This is a genomic window from Gudongella sp. DL1XJH-153, assembly GCF_049310905.1.
GTDB lineage: Bacteria > Bacillota > Clostridia > Tissierellales > Tissierellaceae > Gudongella.
Genome location: NZ_JBMEMN010000108.1, coordinates 1 through 267, shown reverse-complemented (window position 1 = coordinate 267; position 267 = coordinate 1). Strand labels below are relative to the sequence as shown.

Below are 267 nucleotides of genomic sequence, written 5' to 3'. Positions count from 1 at the left end.
CCGACTGCAGTAACAAACGCATTGATTTTGCCTGACTTTTTAAAAGCTTCTGCTAAATAAACATTCGGATTGGGAGGTAAAAAGTCACAGGGATGAGTTCTACACATTAGTTCTGGAGTTACCATGCCACAGCTTGCCTGCACAATGTCTGCGTATTTTTGAAACACCTGTGCCATTTTGATTCCTTCCTCTAGATCAATCCCCCCCTCCTTAAATTCACTAGCCGACATACGAATTTCAATAATCATATTATCTCCGACCCTTTCA

General features: G+C 41.2%; 1 protein-coding gene. It reads right to left on the bottom strand.

Translation table 11 applies throughout. The annotated features are described in order from the left end of the window. The coding region (locus ACOEN1_RS13580; RefSeq protein WP_422487417.1) for a hypothetical protein at window positions 1–248 on the bottom strand (248 nt) is incomplete at its 3' end. Window positions 249–267 lie beyond the last annotated feature (19 nt).